Annotated in this window: 21 protein-coding genes; 8 read left to right on the top strand and 13 right to left on the bottom strand. The window is 57.5% G+C overall.

What is annotated here, in order from left to right; translation table 11 throughout:
* Positions 1-17: 17 nt before the first annotated feature.
* The 10 genes from L6758_RS08305 to serS all read right to left on the bottom strand — a co-directional run bounded on the left by L6758_RS08305 (position 18) and on the right by serS (position 9,572).
* A complete protein-coding gene (locus L6758_RS08305) occupies positions 18-938 on the bottom strand; it encodes an AEC family transporter (protein ID WP_237205589.1) in 921 nt (306 codons plus the stop codon).
* A gap of 27 nt (positions 939-965) precedes the next feature.
* Positions 966-1,331 (bottom strand): thiol-disulfide oxidoreductase DCC family protein, encoded by a 366-nt coding sequence (locus L6758_RS08300; protein WP_237205588.1) that lies wholly within the window; start codon positions 1,329-1,331, stop codon positions 966-968.
* Complete coding sequence (locus tag L6758_RS08295; RefSeq protein WP_237205587.1) at positions 1,309-2,295, bottom strand: glycosyltransferase 87 family protein; 987 nt, start codon at positions 2,293-2,295, stop codon at positions 1,309-1,311. Before L6758_RS08295 ends, L6758_RS08300 begins: the two co-directional genes overlap by 23 nt.
* 271 nt (positions 2,296-2,566) lie before the next feature.
* A complete protein-coding gene (locus L6758_RS08290) occupies positions 2,567-2,935 on the bottom strand; it encodes an antitoxin HicB (protein WP_237196313.1) in 369 nt (122 codons plus the stop codon).
* A gap of 277 nt (positions 2,936-3,212) precedes the next feature.
* On the bottom strand, positions 3,213-4,073 hold the full coding sequence (locus L6758_RS08285) for an HAD family hydrolase (protein ID WP_237205585.1): 861 nt from the start codon (positions 4,071-4,073) through the stop codon (positions 3,213-3,215).
* A 112-nt stretch (positions 4,074-4,185) separates the two neighbouring features.
* Positions 4,186-5,430, bottom strand: a complete 1,245-nt coding sequence (locus L6758_RS08280) for an ATP-binding protein (RefSeq protein ID WP_237205584.1) — start codon at positions 5,428-5,430, stop codon at positions 4,186-4,188.
* Positions 5,431-5,571: 141 nt separating this feature from the next.
* Positions 5,572-6,432: a metal ABC transporter permease gene (locus L6758_RS08275; protein ID WP_237205583.1), complete on the bottom strand. Its 861-nt coding sequence runs from the start codon at positions 6,430-6,432 to the stop codon at positions 5,572-5,574.
* A complete protein-coding gene (locus L6758_RS08270) occupies positions 6,432-7,184 on the bottom strand; it encodes a metal ABC transporter ATP-binding protein (protein WP_237205582.1) in 753 nt (250 codons plus the stop codon). Before L6758_RS08270 ends, L6758_RS08275 begins: the two co-directional genes overlap by 1 nt.
* A gap of 20 nt (positions 7,185-7,204) precedes the next feature.
* On the bottom strand, positions 7,205-8,158 hold the full coding sequence (locus tag L6758_RS08265) for a metal ABC transporter substrate-binding protein (protein ID WP_237205581.1): 954 nt from the start codon (positions 8,156-8,158) through the stop codon (positions 7,205-7,207).
* A gap of 109 nt (positions 8,159-8,267) precedes the next feature.
* Positions 8,268-9,572, bottom strand: a complete 1,305-nt coding sequence (gene serS, locus L6758_RS08260) for a serine--tRNA ligase (protein WP_237205580.1) — start codon at positions 9,570-9,572, stop codon at positions 8,268-8,270.
* A gap of 144 nt (positions 9,573-9,716) precedes the next feature.
* Here serS and L6758_RS08255 point away from each other — a divergent pair, with 144 nt between their 5' ends.
* Positions 9,717-10,877 (top strand): diacylglycerol/lipid kinase family protein, encoded by a 1,161-nt coding sequence (locus L6758_RS08255; RefSeq protein WP_237205579.1) that lies wholly within the window; start codon positions 9,717-9,719, stop codon positions 10,875-10,877.
* Positions 10,878-11,037: 160 nt separating this feature from the next.
* The gene (locus L6758_RS08250) at positions 11,038-12,087 is read left to right on the top strand and encodes an Abi family protein (RefSeq protein WP_237205578.1); all 1,050 of its coding nucleotides are present in this window, start codon (positions 11,038-11,040) and stop codon (positions 12,085-12,087) included.
* Between the two features lie 45 nt (positions 12,088-12,132).
* Here L6758_RS08250 and pheA read toward each other — a convergent pair whose 3' ends face one another.
* On the bottom strand, positions 12,133-13,086 hold the full coding sequence (pheA, locus tag L6758_RS08245; RefSeq protein WP_237205650.1) for a prephenate dehydratase: 954 nt from the start codon (positions 13,084-13,086) through the stop codon (positions 12,133-12,135).
* A 168-nt stretch (positions 13,087-13,254) separates the two neighbouring features.
* Positions 13,255-14,757: a MutH/Sau3AI family endonuclease gene (locus L6758_RS08240; RefSeq protein WP_237205577.1), complete on the bottom strand. Its 1,503-nt coding sequence runs from the start codon at positions 14,755-14,757 to the stop codon at positions 13,255-13,257.
* A 132-nt stretch (positions 14,758-14,889) separates the two neighbouring features.
* Between L6758_RS08240 and dcm the strand changes: the two genes are divergently transcribed.
* From dcm to L6758_RS08210, 6 genes are all read left to right on the top strand, one after another.
* On the top strand, positions 14,890-16,218 hold the full coding sequence (dcm, locus tag L6758_RS08235; protein ID WP_237205576.1) for a DNA (cytosine-5-)-methyltransferase: 1,329 nt from the start codon (positions 14,890-14,892) through the stop codon (positions 16,216-16,218).
* Positions 16,219-16,511: 293 nt separating this feature from the next.
* Positions 16,512-17,198 (top strand): DUF6318 family protein, encoded by a 687-nt coding sequence (locus L6758_RS08230; RefSeq protein WP_237205575.1) that lies wholly within the window; start codon positions 16,512-16,514, stop codon positions 17,196-17,198.
* A 47-nt stretch (positions 17,199-17,245) separates the two neighbouring features.
* Positions 17,246-18,178, top strand: a complete 933-nt coding sequence (locus tag L6758_RS08225) for a hypothetical protein (RefSeq protein WP_237205574.1) — start codon at positions 17,246-17,248, stop codon at positions 18,176-18,178.
* 351 nt (positions 18,179-18,529) lie between these two features.
* Positions 18,530-18,952 (top strand): hypothetical protein, encoded by a 423-nt coding sequence (locus L6758_RS08220; RefSeq protein WP_237205573.1) that lies wholly within the window; start codon positions 18,530-18,532, stop codon positions 18,950-18,952.
* Between the two features lie 67 nt (positions 18,953-19,019).
* Positions 19,020-19,439, top strand: a complete 420-nt coding sequence (locus tag L6758_RS08215) for a hypothetical protein (RefSeq protein WP_237205572.1) — start codon at positions 19,020-19,022, stop codon at positions 19,437-19,439.
* Positions 19,436-19,843 (top strand): hypothetical protein, encoded by a 408-nt coding sequence (locus L6758_RS08210; RefSeq protein WP_237205571.1) that lies wholly within the window; start codon positions 19,436-19,438, stop codon positions 19,841-19,843. Before L6758_RS08215 ends, L6758_RS08210 begins: the two co-directional genes overlap by 4 nt.
* Before the next feature lie 92 nt (positions 19,844-19,935).
* Here the strand turns inward: L6758_RS08210 and ald are convergent, their stop codons facing one another.
* A complete protein-coding gene (gene ald / locus L6758_RS08205; RefSeq protein WP_237205570.1) occupies positions 19,936-21,024 on the bottom strand; it encodes an alanine dehydrogenase in 1,089 nt (362 codons plus the stop codon).
* Positions 21,025-21,467 lie beyond the last annotated feature (443 nt).

Genomic DNA, 21,467 nt, shown 5'->3' with positions numbered 1-21,467 from the left:
CGGGCACCGGCAAACTGTCAGTGCAAGAGGAGTGAAATTACCAGAATCACGGGCATGGCTCCCAGGGTACTGAGCAGCACGATATCGCGGGAGAGCGTGGTTGCTACGTTGTACCGCACCGCGTAGTTATACATGTTCTGGGCGCTGGGCAGGGCTGCAAGAATGGTGGCTGCGAAGATATCACTCTCACTGAGGTGGAAAACGTAGCGGGCCAGCAGGTAGGCAACCAGCGGCATCAGAAGGTTCTTAAAGCTGGCAGCAAGCACGGTTTCAAAGCGTTGGCCGGGAGTATCGAGCACCTTGGAGCCCCGCAGCGACATGCCGAAGGCAGCCAGGATCAGAGGTACGCCTGCGCCGCCCAAGATGCGGAAGGGCTCCATCACCACATCCGGAACCTGCAGGTTGAGCACGTTAACCAACAGCCCCAGGGCTGAGCCGATAATCAGCGGGTTTTTGATGGGTTGGGTGGCAACGGCTTTCATGGAGACCGAGCCGTGGGAGATGGCGTCCAGGATTGAAAGCACGATGGGGGCGGCGATCAGGAGCTGGAAGAGCAGGATAGGGGCTACCTGGGCAGCGTCGCCCACGATGTAGGTTGCTACGGGCAGGCCCATGTTGTTGGCGTTGATATAGCCGCTGGCGGCGGCGCCCACGGTGACGGTGCCGGCGTCCTTTTTGAGCAGGAACCTGGCGATGACGGCAAAAAGCAGGGCGACCGTAGCGAAGCTCAAAATAGCCACGGGAAGACGGCCGGAGAAGATAACGTGCAGGTCAGCCCCGGCCATGGTCACGAACATGAGAGGGGGCAGGGCTACGAAGAAGGCAAAACGGTTGAGGGAGAGCCCGGAGTTGGGCGGCAGAATGTCGAGGCGGGCGACCAGGTAGCCTACGCCCACTACTACCGCGATGATGGTAAACCCTTCGAGGACTGCGAGCATGCTGGGCTTCTTTCTGCCGTCGAACCGTTAGGGCTTGAGCTGGCAGGCGGTGGAGCGGTTGGTGGAGATGTGCAGGTAGACTCGCTCAGCTAGCGGGCGCAGCAGGGGGTTCTTCAGGGCGGATGCCGCCACCCGCACGGGCGCGTACCGGCTGGTGGAAAGGGCTAGGGCGATGGCGAGCGCCCCGTAGGCCACCTGCCCGGTGGGGGTGATGAAGGGGATTTGGCGCATGAAGCGTTCGAGGTCGACGCCGTACTCTTGTAGGCGGTCGTAGTGCCCGGCCTGCACCCGGGCGTCTAGGCCCAGGTGGGTGAGTACTCGGGCGGCTTTTTGGCAGATGCCGCAGTCGGGGTCGTAAAGCAACAGGCCTTTAGCTAGTACGGAGGTGGTCACGGTGGCCCTTTCTCTTCCAGGTCAGATGTAAGACCACCATAGCAAGCAGGGCCAGCAGCACTATAGAGGAGCGCATTATTTCAACGGGTATGATGGGCCAGCCGGCATGAGCTGCTAGGTCACCCAGGTCGGTGAGCTGAGCCAGGCAGGCTAACATCCAGATAATGGCCAGAGCGCGCGCAGCTCGCCCACGGGTAACCAACACTGCAAGAGTGGGTATAACCCAGACCCAGTGGTGTAACCAGGACACCGGGGAAAGCAGGCAAGTAGCACAACCGAGTACTGCGGCGGCAGCAAAACCATCACCACACGCTAACTCTCGGTGGGCCTGGGAAAACGCTACCGCTACAACAGCTAGCAGTAAGGGTGCTAACAGGAGCAGAGAATGGGTACCTACCCAGCGTTCAGCCACCCCCTGCAGAGAGCTGTTACCCGAAGTAGCGAAGTTGGTTCCTAAATCGACAACATTTTCCAGGTCAGAGAGTTTAGACCCAAAATAGGTTGAACTGGGTTCAGGCAGGAGCAGGACCCCCAGGACTACGGTAGCTGAGGCTGTCGCCGTTGCCGTCAAAGCCGGGTGCAGGCGTCCGCTTACCCAGAAGAAAAGAATAAAAAGAGCCGGAGTCAGTTTGATCCCGGCTGCCAGCCCGATCAGCACTCCGCGAGGTAGATAGCGGGTCTGTGGGCGAACCATGTCGATGAGGCAGAGAGAAACAAGAAGCAGATTAATCTGCCCAAAGATAAGATGCTGAGCTACGACGTTCAGGGGTAGGGCAAGCAGGTAGGTGGCGGAGAGTGCCGCGGCCAGGCGGACGCCTGTCAGGTGCGGGCGCACGTAGATGAGACTGAGCAGGAGCAGGATGCCCAGCGCCAGGCAGTTGAGGAAGGTCCAGCCCCCAATCCCTAGCGGTTCCGGCAGCCAGGCTAAAGGAATCAGCAACAGAGCGGTAAAGGGCGTGTACACGAAGGGAAGCCCCTGGGGTACGTACACTCCAGTAATGTTCTGACTATAAAAGTCAGCCCCGGCCATCACTGCTACCCCGGTTCCACGGTAAACTCCGTAGTCAGCTGGATTAAAAATGAGGGTTGAATCCAGGAGTAAGCAGCGCGCCCAGGCGGTAGCCAGAGCTAAAAGGCAGAGAGTAACCGCTCCTGCACAATAGTTCTTAAGGACGGAACGGTTTGCCCCCCCTGAGAGCCCTGATGCTGGTTATCAACGAGGGTGACTCTCACGTCTAGGCGACCTGGAGCTGCTGGACGCGTGCTTTTGAAACTTCAAGAATCGCTGCCGTCTCGCCTAGCGAAAGCCCATCTTGTCTGAGTTGCCGCACAACTTCTCGAATCTTTGCTGCAGCTTCTTCTTCTTTTTGCTGGGCGAGTTTTAGGTCTCGGCGAGCTGACTCAAGTTCCTCAGATACTTTTTCATAAATCAGGTGAACCCGAATAGTAGAAAAATCGATGTCGGGGTAAAGGGTGCCCATATAGTCAATTACTTGCTGGCGGGCAGAAGTAAGACTACGCACCTGGGTAGCATTGTCTTCATCGATAATGAGTTCCCATCCACCCGCCCAGGGACGCGCCAGAACGTTAAGATCAGTTTTCATTCTGTATTTCATGGGCTTAACCATAAGTACAGTATATCCCCCCTACACCCAATAGGTATAGAGGGGATATATGGGGGCTTATTCATTAGGGTAGGTGGAGCAGGCTCACAGCGAAGCTGCTGGCTCGGATGAAGTGAGCGGGTGCGCCAGCACGCAAGAGCGAACGGAATCCGCCGTTAGGCGGGGCGTGAATCGCATTGTGAGCGAAGCGAACCATGCGAGAGGGTCGGCAGCGAGCGTGAGCCTGCGGAACCCCTTATGAATAAGCCTCATGGTTTTAGAGCAGGTCCCGCAGGATCGGCACCGTGCCGTCCTCGTAGACCGAACCGGTGACGTCCGTAGCCAGCTCTGCCACCTCGGGTAGGGCCTGGCCCATAGCCACGCCGCGGGCGGCCCAGTGGATCATTTCCTTGTCATTCAGCCCGTCACCGATGGCGATGGTGTGGCGGGGGTCCACGCGCAGTTTGCGGCGGATCTGCTCCAGGGCGGTTGCTTTAGAAACACCGTGGGCAGCTACATCGAGCCAGGCACTCCAGCCCACTGCGTAGTTGACCCCGTGCAGACCCGAGTCGTAGATAGCGCGCTTGAAGTCATCGGGGGTGTCGGTGGGTGAGCAAACCACCACGCGCACGGCCGAGTTCATAGCAGCCATCTCGGTGCGGGTGGTCTTGACGGTGTTAACCCCAAAAGACCAATCCTCAAAGTTGTCGGTGGCGTAGACGGTGCCGTCGGGGGCTTCAAGGGCCAGGGAGGCGTGTGGCAGCTTGGCCTTGAGCAGCTTAATAGCGTTGGAGGGGTCGAAGCTGACCTTGTCGATAATGCGGTAGCCAGCCTCAAGTGAAGGGTCGATACTGAGAGTAACCGCGCCGTTGGAGCTCACAGCGTAGCCGCGGGTCAGCCCAATCATCTCAACGATGGGCAGGGTGGCGCCCAGGGACCGTCCGGTGGAAATCACGACGTGATGGCCGGCGTCCACGACATCCTGGGCGGCCTTTTTGACGGCCTCGCTCATGGCACCGTCGTGGGTGACCAGGGTGCCATCAACATCGATAGCGACCAGGTACTTGGCGCCTTCTTCTTTCTGCCAGCTGGAGCGGCGCAGCGGCAGGGTCTGCATGTCTTTGATCTCTGAAATCATCGGTGTCTCTTTTCTTATCGTCTAGACCAGACTATACAAAAGCCGGGTTAAGGCAAGGTGAGCGCCGCGTGAAGCCTAGTGGTGAGGACGCCACCGCAACCCCTGACAGAACTCATTGAGTAAGCGCAGTAAAGGCCACCACCTTGACGCCGTCCTTTCGCTGGTAGGACAGGCCGCCGCCCGTCAGCACAATAAGCTCAGGGCTGTACTCGTACCGACTGAGATCCAGCTGATCCCTGAAGTTCTTTAAAGAGGTAGCCGCCTTCTCTACTGTTTCTTCGCGGGATCCCAACTTAATTTCTACGAGGGCCCATCTGCCATCGTGTCGCTCTAGCACGGCGTCCACCTCCCTGCCTGAAGAATCTCGGGCATGAGATACTGTGCCCTGATCTCCCATATAAACGGAAAGGTCATGTACGACCTGCGACTCAAAGAGCTGCCCCGCAAAATCGAGGTCCTGCAGTACCTTCTGAGGGGTAGCCCCCAAAGCAGCGACCGCAAGCGCAGGGTCAGCCATATGACGTTTAGGAGAGTTCCGCAGGGTCGCTTTAGACCTCAGGTGGGCAGACCATGCAGGTTGCTCTACGTGAATAAAAATCCGGGAGAGCGCAGCAATATAATCAGCAGCTGTATCCCTGTTGATTCCTGAGTCCTGGGCAAGAGTAGAAAACTTGAGTTCAGTACCAATGCCTCTGCCCAGAGACCTCAGCAAACGACGCACTTGCGCAGGGTCACGGCGTACCCCATCAGGTGTGCGGATATCTACGTCGGCAACGGTTGATACATAGTCCCGAAGGTTCTCTAAAGCCGCATCTAGGGGTAAGTGAATAAAGGCGGGCCAGCCGCCCCTGCACATGCGGTCTACAAGTTCGCTGATACTCACGTCCGGGGCTGCGGCCCGTGGAGCCTGCCCCTCCAGCAGTTGCCCTAACGAGACCTGGCGCGTTGACTCTCCCGATTCGGCAAGAGACATGGTGCTCATCTGTAGACGGGCAAAACGCCCCGCTCCGGTATGCCGGGCGGCAGTTTCTCCGGGTGCGGTAGATCCGGTGAGGATGTAACCTCCGGTCAATTTTCGGTCGTCAATATCGCGACGCACCACGTCCCACATCACCGGGTGAAGCTGCCACTCATCTAGGAGCCGGGGCTGTTCCCCAAGCAAGAGCAGCGAAGGGTCGATCTCCACGGTCTGGGCTACCTGGGGGTCTACGTCCAAACGAACCTGGCTCTGAGCTACCTGCAGGGCCGTCTCTGTCTTGCCGGAGCCCTTAGGCCCCTCAATCAGCACAGCTCCGGCCCGCTTCAAGGCACGAGTCAGAGTTTCGTCAGCAAATCTTTGAATGTACTGTCCGGGCACACCTATACCCCTATTCCGCACTTTGCAACAATTTCATTGGGCAGTTTAGAGATATTTTATTCCGCACTTTGTGATTAATCTATTCCGCACTTTGATGAAGTCCTGTTGGGCAGTTTAGAGATATTCCGTTCAGCTCTTTGCCTAGCCCTGCCCGGCCTCCACCGCCCGCCGGGCCCGGGCAGCGGCCAGCAGGCCGTGGCGGGGGGCGAAGAGGTAGGCCAAACCGAAGAGGACGCCGAGGGCCAGGACGACGGTACCGCCGGCTGAGATATCGAGCAGGTAGGCCAGGAAGAAACCGGCCAGGGCCGCCAGCAGGGAGACCGCCGACGAGATCAGCAGCATGGACGTGAAGCGGTCGGTCAGCAGGCGGGCTGTTGCCCCGGGGATTACCAGCAGGGCAACCACCAGCACGACGCCCACAATCTGAAGGGCCAGAACAGAGGTCAGGGCCAGGGCGACCAGCAGCAGGCTGGAGAGCAGCCGGGGGCTAAGTCCAATGGCGTGGGTGTAGCCGGGGTCAAAGGCATAGAGCACCAGGTCACGGCGTTTGACCAGCAGCACGGCAACGACCAGCACAGCCAGCAGACCGATCTGCCAGACGTCCGCCCACGATACGCCCAACACGTTACCGAAAATCACTGAGTGCAGGTCAACCTGTGAGGGGAAGGCTGAGAGGAGCACCAGCCCCAGGGCGAACATGACGGTGAAGACGATGCCGATGGCGGCGTCCTCTCGAACGCGCCTGCGGGCGGCAACCGAGCCGATGAGGGCAACGGCTACCAGGGCGGCAAGTAGGGCGCCCAGGGCGAAGGGGGCACCCAGAATGTAGGCGAGGGCAACACCGGGCAGGACGGCGTGGGAGATACCATCGCCCATGAGCGACCAGCCCATGAGCACCAGCCAGCAAGAAAGCAGGGCGCAGACTAAAGCCGCCAGCACGGTGACCAGCAAGCCCCGCTGCATGAAGCCGTAGGTAAGGGGTTCGATGAAGAGTTCGTACATTAGTTTTCACCTGTCAGCGGGTTCATTCCGAAGGCTCGCACGATGTTCTCGGGGGCCAGCACGGTAGCGGGATCGCCGGTGAGCAGCACTTCGTTGCGGAGCAGGACGGCGGTGTCGGCCAGGTCTGCCAGGTTAGCCAGGTCGTGGGTTGAGATGAGTATGCCAGCGCCGTCGGCGCGTAGCTCTTTGAAGAGACTCACGAGCATGGCTTCGCTCTTTTTATCGACGCCGGCGAAGGGTTCATCGAGTAGCAACAGACGGGCTCCCTGGGCCAGCCCGCGGGCAACGAAGGCGCGTTTGCGCTGGCCGCCGGAGAGGTTGCCGATTTGCCGGTGGGCTAGGTCGGTGAGCCCGACCCGTTCGAGGGCGGTATCGACGGCGGCCCGGTCGGCAGCGCCCAGGTGGCGGGTGATGCCCAGTCGGCTGTAGCGCCCCTGGCTGACCACGTCGCGCACCGAGACCGGAAAAGTGAAGTCGATGTCCTCGCTCTGGGGCACGTAGCTGACCAAGCCCTGTTTGCGGGCCTCACGCGGGGCGAGCCCGTCAACCCGGACGCTGCCCGATGCGGGCACCACGCCCATGATGGCCTTGAAGAGGGTGGACTTGCCAGAGCCGTTCATGCCGACCAGCCCGCAGATGCTCCCCGGGGCAACGTGCAGGGACGCCCGGTTCAGGGCGCGTACGGCCCCGGAGCCGGGTGCCCCGTAGGTGACAGTTACATCGGTGAGCTGGAGCAGCGGTGGTGCAGTCATAGAACCTCAGTTTAGGGCGGTTATTGGCTGAGGGCCTCAGCCATGAGGCGGGTATCGTAGCGGATTAAATCGAGATAGGTGGGCACGGGGCCGTCGGCGTCAGACAGGGAATCGACGTAGAGGGCTCCGGCGTAGGTTGCGCCGGTGTCGGTGGCGATTTGTTCCATGGTGCGGGTGGGCACGGTGGATTCGCAGAAGACGGCGGGCACGGCGCTGCCCGCTACCTTGTCGGAGAGTTCCATCATGCGGCGGGCACCGGTTTCGCCGTCGGAGTTCACTGCCCAGAGGTAGGCTTCATCGAGACCGGCGTCGGCGGCCAGGTAGGAGAAGGCGCCCTCGCAGGTCACCAGAAGCCGCTGGTGTTGGGGGAGATTACTGATGGCGGAGATGAGTTCTTGGTGTACCTGGCTGAGTTCCTGCTTGTAGGCTTCGGCGTTGGCCCGGTAACTGTCGGCGTGGGCCGGGTCGAGGTCGGCCAGGGCGCTGGCGATGTTGTCCACGTAGGTCTGGGCGGCAACCGGGCTCATCCAGGCGTGGGGGTTAGGGTAGCCCTCCCCTTCGCCTTCCACAATGCTGAGGGGCGTGATGCCCTCGGTGACGGTGATAGCTGGGGCGGCGGCGTCCTGCACGAACTGCTCCAGCCAGGCTTCGAGGTTGAGGCCGTTGGCAAGAATCAGGTCGGCGTCCGCTGCCTTACGCACATCTGAGGGGGTGGGCTCATAGCCGTGAATCTCGGCCCCGGCCTTGGTCAGGGACTCCACCTGAACGTGTTCCCCGCCCACCACCTGGGCCATGTCTGCAAGCACGGTGAAGGTGGCAAGCACCAGGGGCTTACCCTCACCCGATGCGGCGGACGGCTGCGCGGCGGCGTCCTGCCCTGCCTCTTGCCCGGTGGCACCCGGGGCGCAGGCGGAAAGGACGCCCGCCACCAGCACCAGCAGGCTGGCGAGTAGGGCGCGGGAATCGTTGAGCATGGAGGGCCCCTTCCTGGGTCAGGCTGAAAAGCAGAAGGTACCATCCATCTACGCCGGTTAGACCCACGAACTAGGTGGTCTTTTCCGAGGTAGATGGTACCTTGCGGGCTTAGGCTGCTACGGGGATAACCTCAAGGCCGCCCATGTAGGGGCGCAGGGCCTCGGGGATGCGGACGGAGCCGTCGGCCTGCTGGTGGGTTTCGAGGATTGCAACCAGCCAGCGGGTGGTTGCCAGGGTGCCGTTGAGGGTGGCGACGGTGCGGGTGCCGCCCTTCTTGGTCTTGCCGTCTGCGGTAACGGTGTCGGGCATGCGCTCACGCACGTTCAGGCGGCGGGCCTGGTAGGTGGTGCAGTTGGAGGTTGAGGTCAGTTCGCGGAAGGCGCCCTGGGTGGGCACCCAGGCTTCACAGTCGAACTTGCGGGCGGCGGAGGAGCCCAAGTCTCCCGCGGCGGTGTCGATCACGCGGTAGGAGAGCTCGCACTTGGCCAGCATTTCTTCTTCCCAGGCCAGCATCTTGGCGTGCATCTCTTCTGCCTGCTCAACGGGGCAGTAGACGAACATTTCGGCCTTGTTGAACTGGTGCACGCGAATAATGCCGCGGGTGTCCTTACCGGCGGAACCGGCTTCGCGGCGGTAGCAGGAGGACCAGCCCAGGTACTTCTTGGGGCCCTTGTCGAAGTCGATGATTTCATCGGCATGGTAGCCGGCGATGGCGACCTCGGAGGTGCCCACCAGGTAGAGGTCGTCGCGCTCAAGGCGGTAGATTTCGTCGTCATGTTCGACGTTGAAGCCGGTACCGTTCATGGTTTCGGGGCGCACCAGGGTGGGGGTGGTGAGCATGGTGAAGCCGTTGGCGGTGGCCTGGTCGAGGGCCATCCACATGAGGGCCTGTTCCAGGCGGGCTACATGGCCCTTGAGGAAGTAGAAGCGGGAGCCTGAGACCTTAGCGCCGCGCACCATGTCGATGCCGTCCACCAGTTCACCGATTTCCAGGTGGTCGCGGGGTTCAAAGCCGTCGGCTTCGAAGTTGCGGGGCTCGCCCACCTGCTTGACGACCACGTAGTCGTCCTCACCGCCGGCGGGAATGCCGTCAATAATCAGGTTGCCAACACCGGCGACCAGTTCTTCCTGGCGGGCGGCAGCGGCGTCAGCAGCGGCCTTGGCTTCTGAGACTTTCTGGGAGAGTTCCTTAACCTCAGCAAGCAGGGCCTGCTTTTCTTCCTTGGCGGCCTTGCCGATCTTCTTGGAGAAGACGTTCTGTTCGGCGCGGAGCTTCTCGAATTCGTTGATGGAGGTGCGGCGGGTGGCGTCCGCTTCGAGAATCTGGTCGATGACGGTTTCGTCAGCGCCGCGAGCGCGCTGGGAGGCGCGGAAGGCGTCGGGGTTTTCACGCAGGAGGTTAATGTCAATCATGCCTCTAAATTTACCGTAGTTGCCGCTGCGATGTCAGGCGTGCGGACGCTGGGAGCGGCGGGGTGCGTCCGCTGGGGTGGTGAAGGGGTTGGGGTTGGGGAGCCGGGGTCGGCGGGGAAGGGTTTTATTCAGTATGCTGGTGATATGGTTTCGCGTACAACTCTCGGTGTATCCCTTACTGCTGCTTCTGCTCTTGCCCTGGGTGGGGTGGCGCTGTCTGTGCGCAAGGGTAGGCGGGAGCGTCCTGATCTTTTCCCGGTCTACCGGCCCCTGCACCGTATGTTGGAGCCGGGTGAACCGAAGCAGGTTGCGGTGGTCTATAACCCCACCAAGGATCGGGCTGATTCGGTGATTCGCATGATTACCGCCGAGCTGGGTCTGGCTGATTGGCCTCGGGCTAGGTTCTATGAGACTGAGGCTAACGACCCCGGCTTTGGTATGGCCCAGCAGGCTGCGGCGGACGGGGCTGAGATTGTGCTGGCTGTGGGCGGTGACGGCACCGTACGCGCTGTAGCGGACGGCCTGGCGGGCACCACTGCCACCTTAGGCATTGTGCCCTTGGGCACGGGCAATCTGCTGGCTCGCAACCTCGACATGGACGTCAATGACCTGCACGCCTGCATCAATATTGCCTTGCATGGGCAGAGTCGCACCATCGACATGATTCGTATGGAGATGCAGGGTGAGAAGGAGCTGCCGCCGGTCAATTTTGTGGTCATGGGTGGAGCGGGCTTTGACGCCCAGATTATGACCGACACCCGAGAGGATTTGAAAGCCCGCATCGGCTGGTTGGCCTATGTTGAGGCTAGCACCCGGCACATGTTCACCCGCCGCCGCCCAGCGGTGATTACGGTGAATAACGGTGCGCCCGTTCGCCGCAAGATTCGGGCTGTGTTGGTTGCCAATACCGGCAAGATTCAGGGTGGGGTGAATCTTGCACAGACAGCTCAGCTGTCCGATGGGCAGCTTGAGGTGATTGTGCTGACCCCGCGCAACCTGGGTAGCTGGGTGCGTATGGCGGCTCAGTTTATTCTGCGCCCCACCCGGGTCCGTTACCCGGTTGTCGAGCACTTTGTGGGTACGGACGTCCGCGTCTACTTCCCCAATACCAGCTTGCCCGTTGAGGTGGACGGGGACGTGCTCGGTGACGTCAGCGATTTCCACGCCCAGGTGCTCCCCGCTGCGGTCAAGGTGCAGGTCTACCCTGATGACATGCAGATCCGTTCACTGAGTGATTTTGTGAACGCCCGCGAGGAGCTAGTAGAGCAGCACCGCCGCTGGTGGCAGAGGCTCTTGCGGCTCTAGATATGGTGCTTAAGCTCCTCAGGCCGCAGTGAAATATACACACTTTCTAGATAAGCGGGCCTTATCTGTATATAATTGGTATCAATCGTTCAGCCCGCCTTCCATAGTGAAGTGTGGGCTGGATTTCTATTCCCTCCTTCACCAGGCCGTGGAGTGTTCAATGACGTCACCGCATAAACCGCCCACATCTATTGAGCAGCAGATTGCCCTGCTCCGTGAACGAGGCATGGACGTCAATGAAGCTGAGGCTCAGCAATGGCTATCAACTGTTGGGTACTACAGACTAAGCGGGTACTGGTACACCCGCAGAATGCTAAGCGACCCACCTCTTTCGATGGGAAATCCACCCCGTCCCGTGCGTACGGACACCTTCGCGCCGGGAACTCGGTTTACCGAGATTACCGCTCTTTATGAGTTTGACCGGAAGCTACGTACTCAAGTACACGACGGTATTGAGCGGGTTGAGATTGCCCTGCGCACATCTTTAGCAGATATCATTAGCAGCACTGGGTCGCTCGCCTTATACGATAGGGATAATTTTCGGGTGACCCGGGGCAGAGAATACGAGCACTACCAGATCATTAGCACTATTACCTCAAGAGTAAATCGTGCGTTAGGGTCACGAGATAGCTCTCACATTAAGCACAATGTGGAGAAATATGGGGTTCAATTAGCGCCCTGGGTTGTTATGGACGTGCTAGATTTCTCGGACCTTTCTAAGCTGTTCAATCTGTTGAGAACCCCAGATCAGAACGAGGTTGCTGGCCGAATTGGCATAGATGTTAGAAACCTGGGGCTCAGAAGAGAAGAGGCCAAAGGCCTTTCACCCAATCACCCCTTTGCAGCTGCTCTGCGTCAGCTGACCCTGCTACGGAATAAGTCTGCCCATCACGCCAGAATATGGAACTGCACCTTATCTCCTATGGGTACTGGTATTTTATCCAGGGTTAGCGGTTTAGAATCTCTCTCGCATCTGCCCCTCCCACCGGGGCAGGAGGGCACCCCAAGGCAGCAGAGCGAAAAAATTTACGGCGCGCTTATCATTATTGCCAAGATCCTTGAAACCGTATCCCCTGGTTCAGCCTGGGCAAGTAGAACTGCTTCTCTTGTCGATTCAGCGCTATCCGCAGTGCCTTTCCTTACTGCCCAGGAGATGGGATTTCCGGATGATTGGAAACACCACCAGATATGGGGCTTAGAAGAGTCTTAGTTGTGTTTTCAGGGACCAGAGACTCCCTTATAGGTAGACCCACATTTAGATGTTGTGTTTGAGGCTTTCGGGCCGCCCACCCGGGAAGAGGGTTTCTACCCAGTCGCGGGCAGCGTTGAAGGACTCTTCATCGTGCATGGGGTCTACCGCTGCCAGGCGCTTGTCGGCTCGCGGGTAGGAGCCCAGGTAGAGCACACCGGGTGAGACGCGGTGGATACCGCGCAGGGCATCGCGCACGCGGGCGTCGTAGAGGTGCCCGTCAATGTCGATGGAGAAGAAATAGGAGCCCAGGAATTCGCCGGTAGGGCGGGATTCGATGCGGGAGAGGTTGATTCCCCGGGTGGAGAACTGTTCAAGCAGGTCAAGTAGGGCGCCGGGGCGGTCCTGGGGTAGCGGGATGACCAGGGTGGTTTTGTCGGCCCCGGTCGGTGCGGGAGTTTCAGCGTCGCGGGCGACGAGCACGAAACGGGTGACGGCGTTTTTGTTATCGCCGATATTGTGGGCCAGCACTTCTAGCTCGGGGTGGGCTTGAGCGACTGCCGGTGAGCAGACGGCGGCCTCGTAACCCGGGTTATCGTTGAGCAGGCCAAGGGCCGCGCCAGCAGTGGACGAGCCGGGCAGGTAGCCGGCGTCCGGCTTGTTCTCTGCCACCCAGCGGCGCACCTGCGCCCAGGCGTGGGTGTGCGTTGAAATGGTTTTGACGTTCTCTAGCGTGGTGCCGGGGCGGGCAACCAGCACGAAGGTGATGGGCACCAGCACTTCGCGGACGATACGCAGGGACCCGTCGAGAGCTGCAATGGCGTCGAGGGTTGCGGTCACACCACCTTCAACAGAGTTTTCAATGGGTACCATGGCGGCATCGGCGGTGCCGTCGCGCAGCGCGTCGAGGGCTGCGGGGACGGATGTTGCGGGTATGCGTTCGGCGTCGGGGGCACCGGGCACGGTGAGGAGGGCTGCTTCGGTGAAGGTTCCGGACGGGCCGAGGTAGGTGTAGCGCATGGGGTCTAGTTTAGCGGGTGGACGCGGCACCCCGGCTTCTTGCCGGAGGGTTAGGGGAGGTTTGTACCGGGGGCTGCCCATATAGCGGGACCAGAAGATTGAAAGAGGTGAAACAGGCTTACGCTCGCTGCAATCCTGCTTCACCCCAGATTTTTTGAATCACTCTTCTTAAAGGAACTCAGATTCATTGAGTAACTCAACCATGAGGGAACCCTTTATCCAATAATCCAGATTGTAGAAGGCATGTCCGTTAAGGACTAACGGTTTCTTCGATGAATCTCCGCTCGTACCCTTGATAAAGATTTCATATTCCTTGGACTTAGGTAGGTTGTTCCCCATCTTTGGGAAACCATTTTTGTTATAGATAACCGTTCCATCTTTTCGCAGAGCCAAGTGAGTGGTCATCTCCTGCTGAAGGTACATGCGACGCATTGTCTCCCAAACTCTCCGGGCAGATTCTTCAAACATGCTGTCTGAAAATTCAATAACCTTAACACCCCTGAAGATATCTAGGCTTCTGTCCTTCCCCTGATGACGTTCAAAGACCCCGCATAAGAACCTGTGACTAAAAAGGTAATCAAAAAGTGTTGAATCTTCGAAAGCTGTATCATCCTCAAATTCTGAGAATACGACCGGGGTAAGTTTAGAATCCTCCTTCTTATGGCCGGTGTCCTTGATGGGTATTGCCTTAACAATGAAGCCAGCTTTAGCAAGCTCTTCAATAGAAGTAGCTTTAACGTAATCTCCAGTAAGCATGTACCCAAGCATGTAGTTGGTTGCCCCTTTGCTGATTCGGTCAGCAAGAGTAGAAGATTTAGCTTCTGCCGCTTCTTTAGCGATATCTCCTAGCTTCATACCAACATAAGGTGCTACAGAATTAGAAATTTGTTGGAGCAAATCTGAATAACCAGAAACCCCTGCCAGTTTCTGCTGCGATGCTTTCGCGCTAAATATTTCTTTTGTCTTTACTTTGAAGTACGAGTTTTTTATAGCCAACCGGGCACGAGGAAATTTAGGAGCAACCTCTAGATACATCAGCCCACCAAGGGCCGCGGATAGCTCTGCTCTCAGGGCTCGACGTGCTTCGTCGTCAGTTTGAGAGTCCTGAAGCTGTCTAATAACATACTGGCCACGCTCAGAGGCGAAGAAACCCTGGACCTGTTCCCAATCTGACTTGATAATCTCTCTTTCTTCATCACTGAAGTGAAGATTTGAGTAGAGCAAGTACCGGAATTTTCTGTAGTCTTCAGTCGAGAGCGCACGGGCATCACCGTACTGGTAGTACACCAGCAAGATATTCTGAATCTTCTCCCACAGATGGGAATCTATGAAACTCTCTTGAACGACTCCAGAGTAGTTCACATTAGTTATCGTAAGACGTTCCTTGGCGTGGTACTCCGCTTTCGTCCCTTCCCCACGTTTATAGACCCCGGTTACCTTCAGCTCCGTTGGATTCCCGTCAACCAAGAGGTCAGCTTTCTGGAGAGAATCTTTGGGGAGGCCAAGGACAGATTGTTCGATGATATCGCCAGGAACCCCCTTGACCACACGGTCAGGACGGCTTTCCACATAACGATCAATAAGATGCTTGCTATCAACTTCCCCCAGCGTCCTGCCCATAGCTGCATCTAGGAGGGACTCCAAAGACTCCCTGGTGAATTCATTGGCCATTCTCTATAACTCATTTCGCTCGACGAAAGCAGAAAGCACCTAAATTATAGATGCTTATCACATAGAATTGATCAGAACACCTATTCTGATCTATACTCTTAAGACTTACAGTTCCAAGCGGGAGGTTCAACCGTGGCAGACCAGCCGATTCGTATCATCGAGCTCTTTGCAGGTGTCGGCGGCTTCCGCCTGGGCTTCGAAGGCTACAACAAAGATGGGTTTACCCTGCCCTCAGCTGGCAGCTTTGAGACAGTCTGGGCTAACCAGTGGGAACCCCCAGGAACCCCCACTAAGCAGTTTGCTGCCCGTTGCTATGTTGCACGTTTTGGTGAAGAAAACTTCCTCAACGAAGACATCAATAAAGCTCTCACCATGGCCGAAAATGGTGAAATCACTATTCCAGACGCAGATATGCTTGTTGGTGGCTTCCCCTGCCAGGACTACTCTGTCTCCAAGCCCTTATCTCAGTCACACGGCATTGAAGGCAAAAAGGGCGTACTCTGGTGGGATATCTACCGTGCGCTAGACATGAAAAAGCCGCAATACGTCGTCCTCGAAAATGTAGACCGTCTGCTCAAGTCGCCCTCAAAGCAGCGTGGTCGTGACTTCGCAATTATTCTTTCATGCTTCTACTCGCTGGGGTATTCCGTTGAGTGGCGCGTTATTAACGCAGCTGACTATGGCCACCCCCAGAAGCGTAAACGTGTATATATCTACGCAGAACTTACCGAAACATCATGGGATTTAGAAGCAAACCTGCGCACCGAAGGAGTTTTTGCTGAGGCCTTCCCTATCACTCAGAACCTGACTCGGGAAGATAACTTTAGTATCAGCTCTGACCCCTTTGAAGTAACTCAAAACTTTGGTCTAGGTGCAAAAACCTCACGATTCCAAGATGCCGGCGTAATGCAGCACGGTAAGGTTTACACCGCTAAACCAGAAGCTCTGTACACAGGCAAATGTCTTACTCTCGGCGATATCGTGGTCGACGAGACCGAAGTACCAGACCAGTTCTTTATTGAACCTAGCAAAATCCAGGCATGGGAATACCTCAAGGGCGGGAAAAAAGAGGAACGTATCAATAAAGCTAGTGGATTCAAGTACACCTACTCAGAAGGCAGCATGTCCTTCCCCGACCCCCTCGACCGCCCGGCACGTACCATTTTGACAGGTGAGGGCGGAGCTGGCGCCTCACGATTTAAACATGTTGTAAAGACAGAATCAGGTCGCCTACGCCGTCTTATTCCTGATGAACTAGACCAAATTCAGGGTTTCCCCAAGGGCTGGACCGATACAGGTTTAACTGACGGGCATCGCGCTTTCTGCATGGGTAACGCATTAGTCGTGGGCATCCCCAACGCACTTGGCAAAGCCATTAATCGTCGGCACTACGGGCTAGAGCGTGAGAATATACCTCTTACCAACGCGGTAGTAAATAATCCATCCGATACCCTTTTCTAGCGACCTCTAATTACTATAAGCGTCCCTCGCACCGCCAGGTGAGGGGCGCTTTACTCGTTATATTTTGAAGGACTGCTAGATAGAGCAACGGGGTCAGCTCAAATACTTTCCGCAGTTCTTCCCTGTAGGCCTATTAGCCCACGTCAGACGCAAGACCTGTGGATAACTGGCCGTCTTCAGCGTAATCTGCTGTCAAAAACCGGGCAAGCGGGCCGAAACTCTTGCCATGGCATAAACCCAGCACTATAAACACACATAAGACCTAGTCACAACGACGTCACCAGGAGGCCCTTATGAAACACACTCCCACCCGTAATCTTGCCCTAACAGCTATCGCGCTACTAGCTTTTACAGGTTGCAGTGCGCAGGCAACAGGATCAGTACCTGAACCCAACGACAGCACCAGCACAGTAACAGCTGCGGCGGCGTCCAGTAGCACAAGTGCCATAGAGGAAACAGCTAGCGCGGAAGAAACCAACTATTCAGGTGGCTCTAAAGCACCCGAGGGTGAATACCGTGCTGCTGATGAACACGGACCAGCTCAGAACGTACCGAAGCCTGTGGCACCGGAAGGCATGAATATTGAGTCGCCAGAGGCAATGGAAAAATTTATTGCGTACTGGCAGGAGATGCGCAATTATGCTTACCAGACCGGCGATACCTCAGAGGTGAAACTACTAGTCGACGAATCCCATACTAAAGAACATGAATTCTATCAATCGCTGGAAGAAATCTATGCCTCAGGGGGGTGGGTTGTCGCTGGTGGACTTACTGTCCACTACAACAAAGAACTCATTGTCTCCCTGGGAAACGGAGAATACTCAGTTGGGAGCAACTTTGAAGCAGAAGACTCTGTTCTCTGGTATGACGGTAAAGCAATCTATAACGACAACTCAGATTCAATAAGTAAGGGCGTAGATTTTCGCCTGAAATTCCAAGATGGGGGTTGGAGGGTACTCAGCACAAAGGAGATTAACTAGTGCGGCTTAAAGTATTTTCAATCTCTTGTGCGCTTTTACTAGCTATTTTGAACGCATCTCCGGGGGCTCATGCTACCTCATCAGGTGAGGCAGACGATGATGGATTTAAAATCGATATCATTGAGAGCTTTATCAAGTCTGAAGATGGTGTAGATAGTTCAGTTGATGCTCCTCCTGAGTATCAAGTCCACAATGAGGGTCTCCCATCTGCCGTCAACCTCATCTACTTCGACAAGCCCGACGTCCCCGGCAAAGCACCCGTTCAGCGTGGCGCCAGCCTTCGAGAAGGCTCCTACTGCCTCACCAACGACGGCAACGTCGGCACACTCGGGCTCGTACCGTCCGACTGGGGCGCCGGCCGCGACTCCCCCTACGCCCTCAGTCAAGGGCGCAGCCTTGGCTGCATCACCCTCGACCCAGCCGACCTCGAAGCCGCCGGCCTAGAACTCGCTGAAGAAAACGGGCAAACCGTACTACGCACCGTCCGTGTCACCCTCACCACCCAAGACTTCGACACCTTCCCCATCGCAGCCGCCACACCCCAGCAAGAACGCGCACCACACACCCTCAAAAACTACAACACCAACTTCTGGGCCAACCCCAACCCCCAAGAATTCACGCGCACCATCAACGGCCAAAACGTCGTGCTCCGCGCAACCCCCATCTCCTACACCTTCGACTACGGGGACGGCGCCGCCCTCGGGCCAATTGCCTACCCCGGCTACCAGCTCGGCGCGGACGTCTGGGACCAGCCCACCGACACCTCCCACCGCTACACAGACCCCGGCGACTACTATTTCGCTCTGACCACCGCCTACCGCGGTGAATACTCGGTAGAGGGCGGACCCTGGCAGGTCATCGACGGGACCGTCAGCCGCACCAGCGACCCGCAGCTCGTGCGGGTCTGGCGCACCAAGGTTGGGTTAGTTGCCGACGACTGCGCCGCGGGTGCGGACGCCTGGGGCTGCACCACCGGCTAGTTCCGCCACCAGCCAGCACAGAAACTTCACCAGAAAAGTATTTTCTTAGGTTTCGCACAGGTTCCCCGAATTGAGCTCAAAGGTTAGGGTGCCATAGTTAAAGACATGAGGACGAGGAGAGAAAACCTCACCACCTCAAGAGACTGAGAATCTCACCGTGGCGATGAGTCACCCCTTTCAGAGAAATGTGTGTAACCTCTGAAGCTCCTCCCGTAAGGGATAGGTGCGAAAGAAATGTGTGTGTATGAGAAAAGGTCGCAACCAGAAGGTTGCGACCTTTTCTCCACCCTCCAAAATAGTAAGCAATGATATAATTGGGTGGAGTAGGCAAACAACAAGGAGGTTACCACCATGACAACACCCTTACAGACCGCCGAAAAAATTGGCTACCAGGCCAACGGAGCACCCTGGGGGCCGTCTCTTCTACTTGCAGCCATATACACAGGCATGCTCGCCGTCATACTTGCAGGACACGGCTACTTAGCTGGGCTCTTCCCGCTCATATTCATCCCCATCTGGTACACGCAAGACCAGTCCAAACTCAAATATGACCGTATCGAAACATACACCCGCACCAGCTACACCGTTATCTCCCTAGCAACTCTCGTTATATGGTTTTTTACCGTTATGTGGCTTATTCTCACCGATCCAGAAACAGATGCCTGGTCAAACATTGCAATCCTCATCAGCAGCTTTGGCGCCCTCACCATGGCAGCCCGGTTCGCGATGCCCTGGATTTACAAGAGTAAACCAGTCATACCCAACGAAAAATAACAGGCAGCCCTAGCCTGACTAGAGCCCACAGTTCTACAATGGTAGAAATCTCAAGGAGGAGATTCCCATGACCGAACAAACCATCCAGTCCCGGCCAGCCGTGCAGCAGGCGTCCGAACCCTACGCCTACGAGGAACGTATCGGCTACAGCTGGTTGCAAACTCTCACCATCACAGCCCTCTTTATAGCTCTCGCAGCCAGCCTCATCTTCCAGGCCCACCTGCTCACCATGGTTCTTATCTTCTGCTGTGTGGCGTTCGGTTTTTATATCAGCCGTCGTCGAGCATCAGCAAAAAGAACCCTACCTATCAGCTATGGTTTAGTCTCCCAGACGGTTTTCGCAGTGGCCGTCCTTGCCCTGCTCTACCCCGGTCTAGACGACCCCGCCAGTGCCACCTGGCGCCTTCCCCTCCTGGCAGCCACCACCTTCATCTTCCACCGCTTTGTCACCCCCGGCTACCACCCCCTCAGCAAGGAGCAGGAATGACAAACACCCCGGCACACGAACCAAGCCAAGACCCCATCATGATCGGGGCTTCTCCCGCAGCCGCTCTGGTCATTGGCCTAGGCTACGGGTCTATAGCCTGGGGCATATATGCCGACAGCAACTGGCTGGGATTCGTCTCTATCTTCCTCGGCGGAGTCGGCCTCGAAATGGCTCGTGTTCCCTGGCAGGGCAAGTACGCCTGGCACGGGGCCGGGATTCTCTTTCTCGGCCTGGCAGGCACCATGCTAGGAACCTTCCTCTTCTACACCCTGCTACCGGAATCACTTGCGCTCACAGTGTGGGGCACAGCGTCCCTCAACGCCGCGCTAGCGTACATGCTCTACCTCTTGGCGCGCAGGCTCCTGCCGGTGCGCCCACCATATACGGGCAAGCACAGCAAGTAGCCCGGAAATATACAAAGGACGCCCGCCCCACTCCCCTGCCGCAGGGCAGGAAGGTGGGGCGGGCGTCCGCCCCCTTAAGCTACCTCTAAAACCTAGGCGGCAGGCAGCTCAGGGAAGGCCTCAGCAACGCCGGCAAAAGTAATCTTGCCAGCGTCGGTGTTCAGGCCCAGAGCCAGGTCGGGGTTGTTGGCCAGGGCCTCATCCACGCCAGCAGCCAGCTTCAGCACGTAGGGCAGGGTTGCGTCGGTCAGGGCGATCGTCGAGGTGCGGGGCACAGCACCGGGCATATTAGCAACGCAGTAGTGACGGATGCCGTCCACCTCAAAAATCGGGTCAGCGTAGGTGGTGGGGCGGGAAGTCTCGAAGCAACCGCCCTGGTCAATCGCGACGTCAATCAGCAGGGTGCCGGGCTTCATGGTCTTCAGGTGCTCACGGCGCACAACCTTAGGAGCCTTAGCGCCAGGAACCAGAATCGAACCGATAATCACGTCGGCCTCAGCGATTTCACGCTCAATATTTGCGGGAGTGGAGTTCAGCACGCGCGCAGTAGACCCAAACAGGTCAGACAGTTCACGCACACGGGGGCCGTAACCCTCAAGAATAGTAACCTCAGCGCCAGCACCAACAGCCAGCTTAGCGGCGTGGGTACCCACGTTACCGCCACCCAGAACCACCACACGGCCGGGGGCAACACCGGGCACGCCGCCCAGCAGAATACCCTGGCCACCCTCGGTAGCCATGGTGTACTGAGTCGCAGCCTGAGCAGCCAGACGGCCCGCAACCTCACTCATGGGGAGCAGCAGGGGCAGGGCACGGCCGTTACGCACGGTCTCGTACGCAATACCGCGGGTCTTCGCAGCCAGCAGAGCCTCAGTCAGGGGCTTATCGGCAGCTAGGTGCAAGTAGGTGAAAAGGGTCAGATCCTCACGCAGGTACTTGTACTCGGATTCAATTGGCTCTTTGACCTTCACCAGCAGTTCAGCCTGGTTCCAGGCCTCGTCCTGGCTGACCAGGGTAGCGCCTGCCTTCTCGTATTCCTCGTTGGAGAAGCCTGCGCCGAGCCCGGCGTCCTTCTCAACTAGCACGTCGTGGCCAGCCTGAACAAGAGCCAGCACGCCGTCGGGGGTGAGGCCAACGCGCTGTTCCTGGGGCTTGATTTCGCGGGGTACGCCAATGCGCATGAGGGGGTCTCCCATTCATTTTCGTCGTTGAAAAATGTTGCGTTAATCAGCCTACGCCCTTTTGTTGAACAAAAACAACCCGCCCCGGGTTTTCTTCATATTCATAGAAAACCCGGGGCGGACGGCGACTAGGCGAGCTCTGCAGCGGCAGCCGGGTCGGAAATCTGAAGACATCTATAGAGACGGGAAAAAGCCCACTGTGAATCGTCCAAAGGCAACCCACGCATCTCTAGTTTGGCTACCTGTTGGTCTATATCAAGCCATGGTTTGGTACGTTGCGGAGGGTGTTTTGATGCCAGGTCTGAAGGCAGAATCATGGGTTATAGGCAGAAAAGTGTGTCCCCAACACCCCCACAACCCAATCAACACAAGGCAACCAACCCCACAAGTTAGCCCCACAAGCTAACCTAAACCAAGTGAGCCCAAAAACCCCACATGCCTGA

This window comes from Rothia nasimurium, from assembly GCF_928382285.1.
GTDB classification, from domain to species: Bacteria; Actinomycetota; Actinomycetes; order Actinomycetales; family Micrococcaceae; genus Rothia; species Rothia nasimurium_E.
This window is presented reverse-complemented; position numbering and strand designations above follow the sequence as displayed.